Genomic DNA, 10,384 nt, shown 5'->3' with positions numbered 1-10,384 from the left:
TCTTTCAGCCAACCCGTTTGCATAACACCACTCTTGCCGAAGTAGTACCATTTAGCATTAACTTTTTCCCATCCTGTTACTTTATTACCTTTACTGTCATAGTAGTACCAATTGCCGTTCTCAGATTTCCAGCCCTTTTTCACTTCTTCATGTTTATTAATAGTTAGTTTACCTTGTGCTTCCTGTGTGACTCTGTTTCCAGCGGCATCTGTCAGTTCCACTTCAATAATAGCATCTTGAATCTTTACATCTGGAACGGTCCAAACACCCTTATAAACTCCTGGCTCTACCTCTTCCATTCTATTTTTAGAAGAAGATTGCGGATTCTTTTGCGCAGGGAGTTTCACTTCAAAGTTTGCTTCGCCGCCTATTACATTACTTTGGAAAGATATTTCTACCTTCTCACATGGGAACACATTTTGGTCAATTGCTGGTTTTAACTCTTTAATGACAGGTTTCTCTTTTATTAGTGAAACGGTAACAGGATCCGATTCTCCGGTCAATTTACCATTTAACATTGAGACTGCTATTAATCTATTTTCACCTTCTGTCATTTTCGTTGGGATTGTAAATTTGCCTTCATCACCAACATTTGCAGTACCTACCTCTTTATTATTATTCATCAGCTTAATCGTTGTTGTCGGTGAGGCAGTCCCTTCTACCAAGATGTTTTCGTCTTTGAATATCTCATCCTGTTTTGGAGAAGTAATAACAGGATTGTCTACTTCATAACTTACACGGGCACGAATCATATAGTTACCATCTTCAACAAATGCCGGATAAAATTCACCGTCAAGATATTGATAGCTTCTCTCCGTATATGGGTTACCATTATCGGTTGCTAAACCAAGTGCAATTGGATAATTCAGTGTTTGGACATACACCATATAAAAATCTCCATCAACCTTGATATTGTAATCTCTTAAATCTACTACTGTCCAATCATCTAATACGGCTTCAGCAGCTATCGGTCCAGCAAGCTTCTTACCCGGTAATCCATTACTTCCAGAAGCATCCCATACTTCCACACTAAATTCCGTTCCAACCGTGTCTGAGTATTTTTTGTCCTTGAAGCGAAACACACCATCTGTGACAATGGCTGATTTTTTATCCTTTGACAATGACATTTTTACTGCCCATCCAGCTCCACCGCCAAAATACATACTGCCACTATCAACAATCCCATTGTCATAGCCAATTTCGCCACCCGGATACGTGAAAAAAGGCTTAAAAGCGATATCTACTTGGCTATCTCCATTAATGGTAATTTTAACATCTTGACTGTGATAGCCACTTCTCAAAGCTCTTAATGTATAAGTACCTTCGTAAGCTGTAATAGTATATTTACCGTACTTATCCGTCGATACAGGTGCAATATTGGCATCTTCCATTAGGAGTAATGTTACACCTTCGACAGCTTCCCCTGATTTTTCATCCGTAATGACACCACTTACAGTTCCTTTAGGGATTTCTTTCAATGTGAAATCTGCTTGTAGTACTTTATCTTTTTCGAATGTTACTGATTGCTGTTTAGATTGATATCCATATGCCTCAGCTTGAACTGTATAATTACCGATAGCATGTGAGAGTTTATAAGCGCCGTTTTCAGGGTTTGTGTTAACGTACTGTCTGCTTTCAAGGACACTTACTTTACCTCCTATAGGCAAATCTGAATCCTCATTTGTTTGAACCACTTTTCCTTCCAAAGTCCCCAGACCTTCTCTAATAGAAGATACAGCATTGTATGCATTGACTAATCCATACCCGTACCCATCATTTGGTGATTCTGGGTATTCCTTATCCGTTAAAGGCGTTGCTGTTTTTATCAAAATTTCTTCTATTTTATCAACTGATAAACTTGCATCAACCTCATATAATAATGCTACAATTGCTGATACAGCGGGGGCCGCCATCGATGTGCCATCCCAGCCGCCTTCGTAATCACTATGAGGTATTGATGAACGAATATTCGCTCCAGGCGCTGAAATATCTGGCTTTATTTCACCATATGGAGAAGGTCCACGTAATGAAAAATCTCCAACTATATCATTACTATCAGTTGCTCCCACCGCAAATGCTTCGGGATAGTTTGCTGGATTAGCAACTGATCCAGGTCCGCCATTATTAGTCATGCTCGTGTTTCCAGCTGAAAATGTAGGAAATATCCCAGCATTTCTCCATTCTCTTACTACATCTCGATACCATTCATCAAGACCAGGTCCGCCACCCCATGAGTTGTTAACAATATCTGGCGCCATGTCAACCCGAGTATTCCCCTTTGAATCTGTTGGTGCTAATATCCACTCTGCAGCCGCCAATAAATTCGCATCACTTCCGCTAGTCTCCGAGAATGCCTTAACAGCAATCCATTTTGCACCCGGTGCTATTCCTATTTTGTTTGATCCATCAGGTTCACTACCGACCATTGTCCCAGTCACATGTGTTCCATGCGCTAAATCATCATATGGCACAGATCGTCCAGCAGTGGCATCAAACCAATTAAAGTCGTGATTAACCTCTCCAGTTGCTGCATTATAGCCTCGATACTTTTCCTTTAATGCGGGATGATCCCATTGAACGCCAGAATCAATACTCGCTACAACTACACCTGTACCATTGATGCCCTTTTCCCATAAAGCTAGGGCTCCAACTCTTTCAACGTTCCACTCTACATTTGCTAGATTTGTATTTAGACTATTCTCTTTAGTTGGTGAAACAAATAATTGTCTTGTTTCGTTTGGTAAAACTTTTTCAACTTCAGAAAAGGCTGCTATCTTTTCTGCTACCTCTTTCGTTGCTGTAATAGCCATACCATTGACAATAAAATAGGACTTAAAAGATTCAACATTCCCTCTATGTACTTCTTGTTCAAGATATTTTATAACGTTTTGTTGTTCTTCGTGTGCAGTGGCTTTTAATTCGGATACAACTGCAGAGCGCTGCATAAACTTTTCTTTATGCGCAGATAGTTTTTCTTTCTTCGCAATCGCTTTTGTTTGCTTTATGGCATTTGTTGTATCTGCTTTTTCTTTAAATTTAATTAAAAAGGTTACTTTGTCATCTTTTTTAAACTTTCCTAGTAAACGATTACTCATCTTTTCTTTTGCAGCAGTTTGGGAATCATTTACATAACGGGATGATCTCTCAATTGATTCTGCATTCGCAAGTCCGGGTGTTAGTAATGAAAAGACCATAAGTAATGCTGCTACAATACTAAATAATCGCATGTGATGTTGTTTCTTTCTCTTCAATTCGCTTTCTCCCCCTCGATTTCTAACTTTTTGCTTGTCATTTCGTGAAGTTACAGCCTATGTTTAACCATCATTTTGAAAGACAAAGACTAAACTTCCCTTTACCCCTCCTCAATTTTAAAGCTGAATAGTTACTATTATAGGAGAAAATGTAATATGTTACTAGATAATTTTTTAATAGTCTGAATAAATATTAAAATCAAAAAATACATTATTCAACGTCATCCTCCATTTCCCACCCTATTTCGAAAAAAATTTTTACTATTTTACTAATTAAAAGACAAAAAAACAGAGAGACATGCTCTCCGATTAACCTTCACGCTTTACCGCTTTAAACTTTAGTTAGCTGGAGTCTGACCCTAATATTCCAAGATTCCTATTTTCGACAAATATCGTTGTGGACACAAAACCATTTTGTTAACAAAATAGTCAAAAATTGTCTAATTTTGCATATAGTATAAAGTTCCTATTTATATTTAAATAATTATAGAAGTAAACGCTTCCAGTTCTTATTCCAACTCCAATATATTGAAATAGCAACTTTTACACCAGGCGGAAAATCTGTAGCAAAAGAGGTGATGGACAGATTAGTGTATTGAAAACTGCAGCCTTGGTTATGCACAACTGAAAGTTAGCAATTCAAATAGCATTCACTCGTTGAATATAAGGAGAAGTGATTATTATTATTAACCATTTTTATTTAGTCGATGGAAACGTGATTTTAATGACAGGTGAATATGACAAGTATGGGAAGCTTTGCGCGAGAGTCATGATCGGAAGTGAAACTCTTCTAGTAGACAGGACACCGGTCCAACTATTGGATGATACATTGAAATACATAGGATTTGAATTAAAAGGTGCCATTAAAGGTGCCAAAGACATAATCGGTAATAAGTATTTTTGCCCTGTCATTGTCAATCCATATAAAGACATTTGCTTTTTTCCTATTAAGTCTCCCAAAAAGGAAGATTGTATATGGTTTAACCCTGACCATATTGTAAAAACCAAAGCTAGGGGCTACAAGACAGTAGTAGAACTTAGCAATGGCCTTTCGATGATTGTGGATGTGAAGCTGCACTCTTTTAATAATAAAATGCAGACAGCCATTCAATTGAAGCAAATTTCAAACGATCGGGGGAACCATCCTAAACCGATTACCTTTTTCCTTGTACCGGAAAAAAGAAAACTTCTATCCAAGGCGGCAACCGGCAAATATAATTTTGGTTCTTTAGCTGAGTATAATGGATAACGGAAAACAACAACGGTCCAGCAGGAAAACCAGCCTCTATACTTATCATTTTCAATTGTTGGCATTTACGTTGAATCACTCAGGGGGAATGGAGTTGAGGGAGGACGGAAACGGAATAAGAGAGGTTAATATAAATGGCAGTCATAAAGGAGAATGTCTTTGAAAAATCAGCGGATCGCTCATATCGGAGAGGCATTAAAAAACGCGAGAATAAAAAGAAAAATAACACAAGAGCAACTATCTAGCCGTTGCTCTATCCCTCGCCCCTACATTAGTATGCTAGAAAGGGGTGTCAAACGACCAAAACTCAGAATCATTTTCTCGATAGCTGATGGGCTTGAAATGAAGGCTTCTGAACTCGTAAAAGAGATTGAAGAATACTTAATAGAATATTCCTACGTGTCATGATTTTTATTAAGGGTTAAGCTGGCTGATCGTTTTAATTCAGTTTATAAGGACAACTACTACCCATCCAGCTAGAATTCTCGGTAAGAATTCATTATATTAAAATATTTTTTTATTCAGTAATTTTGGGAAGTTTGTTACGTGGATAGAAGGTAATTTTTGTTAACTAATGCCTTAAAAAAGGAGAATTTCTCTTATGAACCATATGATCCAAATTGGTGAAGTATTAAAAAAAATGAGACAGGAGAAGCACATATCACAGGAGAAATTGGCTCGCGACATCTCAATCAATCCAACATCATTGAGTAAATTGGAGAGGAATATTTGTGAACCAAGTCTTGAGACAATCTTTTTAATCGCTTCTGGATTAGATATGAAAGCTTCAGAGTTTGTCAAAAAAATTGAAGAAAACTTAGAAATGATTCGGAAGCATGAATAGATTCTTATTGTCGTTTTCTAACCTATAAAAGCAGATTCATTGATCGATTAGCGGCTATGGCAATACCTCCATTGACGAGTGACACAAAACTATAGACTATATGTGGTACCGTCAGGAAAATGCGAATTTACAACGTTAAGGAAAATCCAAATTAAAAAGCCCAACTTCTCTGCAAATTAAAATAGAGAAAATGGGCTTTTCCGTTACTTCATTAAAGCGCCCCCAACTGCCTCGTTTTTTGTACATGGATAGTCCTTCATTTTTAAAGTCTACTTTTTTCGACGTAATCCATTTTTTATTAAGCTTGTTATTGTGCTCGTAGTTGTTGATACTTCAGCCTTTTTAATTAAGCGCCTGTACTACTTGTTGCTGTCCAAACTTCGTACTTAGCCTTACCAATAACTGCATTCCAAGTTACTTTAATACCAGTCGTTGTAATTTTTGCTAGTTTTAAACCTACATGATTTTCAAGAAATTAGGATGTGTATTTAGACTACCATTACAAAAAAATTTCGTCACCCTACGAATTGCTATCCGCCAAGAATTCGATAAAAAGTTCAACCAAATGCGATTTTATGAAATTTTTTTTGAAAACATAATGAAAATGTCTTGTTTGTGTTGCTAAATTCAATTGCAATGGAACCACGAGACCTAAATCAATATACAGTTTCGCAGCATATTCCGAGACAATTGAGATGCCAAGTCCACTAGATACCGCATTGATAATGCTTTGCGTATTGTCAAAGCAGGCACATTCAATGATTTTTTTGATATCAATATTAATTTCTCTAAAATAGTTTTCGTACTGCTCCCTTGTGCCTGAGCCCTTTTCTCGTGAAATGAAATAATTGCTGTAAAATAACTCCTCTGCATTGAACTCCTTCAAATAGTTAAACTGGTCCATGTTCGGCGCAATGACCACAAGCTTCTCAGACATGAAATGCTTAAATGTACATTTTTCATTGTCTAACTTACTGCCTACAAACCCTATTTCAGCTTCTTGAGAAAGTATCCCTTTTATAACACCAGCCGTGTCTTTCTGTACCATATGGATTTTTATGTTCGGGTATCTTTTATGAAAATCGGCTATTGTTTTCGGAAGAATATATTGCGCAGGAACCGAGGAAGCAATAATCTTAATTTTTCCACTTGTATTCGTCTCAAAGTTTCTTAAACTAACGACTGATTTATTTTTGAGTGCAAGAATATTTTTTGAATAATCATAGAATACTTTTCCTGCATCAGTGGGAGAAATCACTCTAGTAGAACGATTTAACAAAGTAATTTGTAGCTCTTTCTCAAGTAAGTTAATGTAGGCGCTAATCGAGGGTTGGGAAACGTAAATTTCCTCTGCTGCCTTTGAAAAACTTTTTAACTCAACTACCTTAACAAACGCTTCAAGTTGTTTAAATTCCATATTTAACTCCGTTGCTTTTATAAGAATTTTTGATAGAACTTATTCTATTTATTAATAAGACATCTTGTAACACTATTTTACAATAAGATAAAATAATTCTCGATAATAACTTATCTTTCAGATCATAAAGGAGCGTTTACTTTGAATAGCACGCCAAGAAAATATTTATCTATGTTAATCATTTGTTTGGGCGGAGGAATCATTTTCGTTCTACCGTATATCCAATACTCTTTCTATGAACCACTTCAGAAGGCTACAAGCTTAAACGATGTTCAAATGGGAAATCTAATGTCTGTACTAGGTATTATGAGCTTATTTGCCTACCTTTTTGGTGGAATACTTGCCGACCGATTTAATGTGCGTTACTTAATTTCGATTTCTCTTGCAGTTACTGGATTAGCCGGTCTATGGTTTAGCACTTTGCCGGCCTATGGAATTTTACTAGTCATTATGGGGATTTATGCGATTTCGACTGTCCTTACGTACTGGCCTGCTATGATAAAAGCTGTAAAAATCCTGGGATCTGGTGGTGAACAAGGAAAAATGTTCGGATTTCGCGAGGCTGGATTTGGATTGTTTGCATTAATTTTTACTCAAATCGGCACGCTACTAATTTATAACAAGTCGCAAGATATTACCGGCGTAAAAAATATCATCGCTTTCTATTCGATCATCTATTTCGTAATTGCCATTCTTACTTTCTTGTTCCTTCCAAATTCAAAAAGGGAAGACGCAAAGAAGATTGATAGTAAAGAATTTGTTTCTGGCATTAAATACGTACTAAAACAGCCTGGAGTTTGGCTCTGTGGGTTGGTTATCTTTTGTGTATATACTGTCGCAGGACCTGGACTTGGTAAGTTTGTCCCTTACCTAACCGAAGTGGTTGGAGTAAAATCCGGAACTGCCGCTTCCATTTCAAGCTTTAGATTGTACTTACTACCATTAATTGCTGCACCACTCGCTGGATTTTTTGTTGATAAATTTAAGTCATCTACACGCATTTTGTTTGTCGCATTAATTGCTTTAGCCATTTCAACAACAATCTTTGTTATGATTCCCGCTAACGCAAACAGTGCAACTCTAATTATCATCATGGGCTTTGTTACTTCATTCGTTGTATATATGCTTCGCGGTGTCTATTTTGTTCCAATGTCAGAGCTTGGAATTCCAAATGCATTCCTTGGTACTGCAGCGGGCCTTATCAGTTTCATTGGATTTTCACCAGATGCCTTTATGTTCACTGTGTTCGGCAACATCATGCAGGGTCACCCTGGTGTATCTGGATACCGAAATATTTTCTGGATTTGTATTGGACTAGCGTTTTTGGGAGCTGTATTCGTATTGATACTTCAAAAGATGATTAATAAAATGAAGAACACTGTTGAAGGATAGGAGAAAATTAGAATGGTTGAAACACTTCACAAGGTCTTTGTTCCCGTGCAATGGGTAAAAGAAATCATTGAAACAGACCCTATTTCACACAATTATGTGGTTGTTGAATGTTCATGGGGTAAACCAAGCGAGGAGTATATAGAGAAACATATTCCTGGGGCAATTCATCTTGATACAGATTTAATCGAAGAAGACATTAACTGGAATATCCGAACACCAGAGGAAATTAACGACACGCTAATTAGCCTCGGGATTTCCAAGAGTACACGCGTTGTTATTTACGGAAAAGGAGCATCATTTGCACGTTTTGCATTTGTTTGTATTTGGGCAGGTGTACAAAACGTTCATGTAATCGATGGAGGATTGAATGCATGGATAAGCGCTGGATATCGAACGGAACAAGGGAGCGTGGAACCAAAACCGATTTCAGAATTTGGCGCTGAAATTCCAGTCCATCCAGAGTATCTCATGTCATGGCCTACGGAAATCTTGAAAGCACAGAAGAATCCGAATTTTAGACTTGTCAGTGTAAGAAGTTGGCGTGAGTTCATTGGAGAAGTAAGTGGGTATTCATACATCAATCGCTCAGGAGAACCAAAAGGTGCTATATGGGGTCATGCTGAAACTGATTATTACAATGATGATCGAACTGTAAAATCATTGACCGAAGTCGAAGCAATGTTATCAGAATGGGATATTAGAAAGGGGAACGAAATTGCTTTCTATTGCGGCACCGGTTGGAGGGCCTCCCTCCCATTCTTGATCCTTTATGAAAACGGCTGGGACAATATCAAAGTATACGACGGCGGATGGTTCGTCTGGCAAAAAGATCCTGGGTTGCCGGTACAAATCGGGAGACCTCGAGAAAAGTAGAGTTGACCAAACGTCAACTCTAATTGTTTTTTGGTTGTTTTCTTATTGAAGAGTGTCTACTATTTCAACACTTATCAATACCCGGGATAATTGCTGGCAGCCCAGGAACTCACCGTATTTTCCTTTCCCATTCAATCTAATTACCACCGCATCTAATTTCCAAGATATCTATTTACCTTTAAATTTCAAGGTTTAAAGGTCGTTTTTGCAGGAGAGGAGGTTTGATTTTACACTCTCAACAATACCCTTACCTGTCCATAAGCAAACTGTGTTGTTCCACAATCTGGCCCTTTAATGGAATAACGTGTCTGGAGTTTTTAAAAAACTTATTATGTTTTAATGACTTTATTGTATATCAAACAACTTTATTTTCACTTAATAACTAGAACCAAAACTAATCCTACACTGTTTTTGACACTCTTATATTTCCTAAAGTTGACGGTATTGCCTGTCCAGAGGTTGACGAGTATAATGTTCATGTCAATATCTGGAGAAGAGAAAGACGCCTCCCACTATGTATAATATAACTGCGCCAACAGTTATACGGGAGAAATTCAATGTATCTAGAATTTTTTATTTTAACGATAAAAAAGCGATGAGATTAATTTCTCTTCGCTTTTTATGCTTTTAGACTGACCCCAGTAATTTTTTCTTAAACTAAAGCTACCTGTTAGTTGAACAAATATATGAAAGGTTCTCCTTATGGAAGAACCTCTTTTTAATAGGATATTACAATTAGTAAAGAACTTTTTTATATACGTAAAATTATAAGGATAATAATCCAGAAATTTTAGAATCCCACGATGATAAATCAACCTTATTAGCTTCTCATTCTTACTGCATAAGGATAAATTGGATCTTTTAATTGAAATTCATAAGTAAGACCATCTACAATTCCAACTACTTTTTCGCTATCGTAAAGATCAAGCATAAATCCAGCCATTTCTTTAGCTGTATGGTATTTAGGAAGAAGTCCTTCAAACTTAACATTTTCTTCTAAATCATTCGATACTTTTGCAAATTCAGTTTCAGTTGCAGCAGGAGCTAATACTTTTGCTTGCATGCTTGCACCTTTTTCTTTTAATTCATGTGCAAGCCCTTCAGTAAAGGCACTTACATAGAATTTAGAAGCACAGTATGTGATTGCATTTCCAATAATCGTATAACCCCCACCTGATGAAACGTTAATTAATTGTGTTCCTTCAACTGATGAATAGTCGCGCACATAAAGAGAAGTTAAAATAGTTAAAGCCTCGATATTTAAATTAAGCATTGTCTCAATTTTAGTTAAATTTTGATCTCCAACTGATGCAAAATTACCAAATCCTGCGTTATTAATCCACGTTTCAATTTCATAT

8 protein-coding genes are annotated in these 10,384 nt (G+C 36.9%); 5 read left to right on the top strand and 3 right to left on the bottom strand.

Features of this window, described 5'->3' with window-relative positions:
* On the bottom strand, positions 1 to 3,251 hold a 3,251-nt coding region (locus V7150_RS00865; protein ID WP_438825750.1), incomplete at its 3' end, for a S8 family serine peptidase.
* A 673-nt stretch (positions 3,252 to 3,924) separates the two neighbouring features.
* Here V7150_RS00865 and V7150_RS00860 point away from each other — a divergent pair.
* From V7150_RS00860 to V7150_RS00850, 3 genes are all read left to right on the top strand, one after another.
* Positions 3,925 to 4,500 (top strand): competence protein ComK, encoded by a 576-nt coding sequence (locus V7150_RS00860; RefSeq protein WP_335512687.1) that lies wholly within the window; start codon positions 3,925 to 3,927, stop codon positions 4,498 to 4,500.
* A 159-nt stretch (positions 4,501 to 4,659) separates the two neighbouring features.
* On the top strand, positions 4,660 to 4,908 hold the full coding sequence (locus V7150_RS00855; protein ID WP_335512685.1) for a helix-turn-helix domain-containing protein: 249 nt from the start codon (positions 4,660 to 4,662) through the stop codon (positions 4,906 to 4,908).
* Between the two features lie 193 nt (positions 4,909 to 5,101).
* Complete coding sequence (locus V7150_RS00850) at positions 5,102 to 5,344, top strand: helix-turn-helix domain-containing protein (RefSeq protein WP_335512683.1); 243 nt, start codon at positions 5,102 to 5,104, stop codon at positions 5,342 to 5,344.
* A 520-nt stretch (positions 5,345 to 5,864) separates the two neighbouring features.
* On the opposite strand, the gene V7150_RS00845 is transcribed toward V7150_RS00850, so the two are convergent.
* The gene (locus tag V7150_RS00845; RefSeq protein WP_335512681.1) at positions 5,865 to 6,761 is read right to left on the bottom strand and encodes a selenium metabolism-associated LysR family transcriptional regulator; all 897 of its coding nucleotides are present in this window, start codon (positions 6,759 to 6,761) and stop codon (positions 5,865 to 5,867) included.
* A 141-nt stretch (positions 6,762 to 6,902) separates the two neighbouring features.
* Here V7150_RS00845 and V7150_RS00840 point away from each other — a divergent pair, with 141 nt between their 5' ends.
* Both V7150_RS00840 and V7150_RS00835 read left to right on the top strand, forming a co-directional pair.
* Entirely contained in the window at positions 6,903 to 8,153 is a 1,251-nt protein-coding gene (locus V7150_RS00840; protein WP_335512679.1) for an MFS transporter, read from the top strand.
* Positions 8,154 to 8,165: 12 nt separating this feature from the next.
* Entirely contained in the window at positions 8,166 to 9,026 is an 861-nt protein-coding gene (locus tag V7150_RS00835; protein ID WP_335512677.1) for a sulfurtransferase, read from the top strand.
* 820 nt (positions 9,027 to 9,846) lie between these two features.
* Here the strand turns inward: V7150_RS00835 and V7150_RS00830 are convergent.
* Positions 9,847 to 10,384, bottom strand: a 538-nt coding sequence (locus V7150_RS00830) for an SDR family NAD(P)-dependent oxidoreductase (protein WP_335512676.1), incomplete at its 5' end; no start/stop codon positions are given.

The sequence above is a fragment of the Neobacillus drentensis genome (genome assembly GCF_036965245.1).
Lineage (GTDB): Bacteria > Bacillota > Bacilli > Bacillales > Cytobacillaceae > Neobacillus > Neobacillus drentensis_G.
The sequence above is the reverse complement of the archived record's forward strand: the minus strand, read 5'-3'. Positions and strand labels throughout refer to the sequence as shown.

Bases quoted from the DNA above. Each gene is read 5' to 3' on its own strand.
- V7150_RS00850 (WP_335512683.1), top strand. From the start codon at position 5,102: ATGAACCATATGATCCAAATTGGTGAAGTATTAAAAAAAATGAGACAG.
- V7150_RS00845 (WP_335512681.1), bottom strand. From the start codon at position 6,761: ATGGAATTTAAACAACTTGAAGCGTTTGTTAAGGTAGTTGAGTTAAAA.
- V7150_RS00835 (WP_335512677.1), top strand. From the start codon at position 8,166: ATGGTTGAAACACTTCACAAGGTCTTTGTTCCCGTGCAATGGGTAAAA.